The organism is Microbacterium sp. KNMS (genome assembly GCF_053851835.1).
Genome location: NZ_JBSQBP010000090.1, coordinates 1 through 311 on the forward strand (window position 1 = coordinate 1; position 311 = coordinate 311).

At 75.2% G+C, this 311-nt stretch carries 1 protein-coding gene; it reads left to right on the forward strand.

Annotation, left to right across the window (positions count from 1 at the left end; all coding sequences use genetic code 11):
- Nucleotides 1–75: 75 nt before the first annotated feature.
- Nucleotides 76–311, forward strand: a 236-nt coding sequence (locus ACWXWW_RS17960; protein ID WP_455971363.1) for a hypothetical protein, incomplete at its 3' end; no start/stop codon positions are given.

Here is a 311-nt window from a genome sequence, read left to right on the forward strand (position 1 = left end):
GTCGCGGTGACGCGTTCGGCGGTGGAGCGGGCGCGTCGGGCGCGGGCTTTGCGGGCGGAGGCGGATGCGCTGGAGATGGAGGCGCTGGCTGAGGCGGGGGAGGTCGCGCGGGCGCAGCTGGCGAGGTCGGGGGCGGTCTCGTCGCGGTACGACTTCCCGTTCCGGGCGATGGCGGGGGAGTTCGCCGCGGCCCTGGGCGAGTCGAAGGGGCGGATGCAGACCCGCATCTCGGATGCGATGGTGCTGGTGGGGTCGTTCCCGGAGACGTTCGCGGCGCTGGAGGGTGCGCGGATCACGGGCCGGCACGCGGA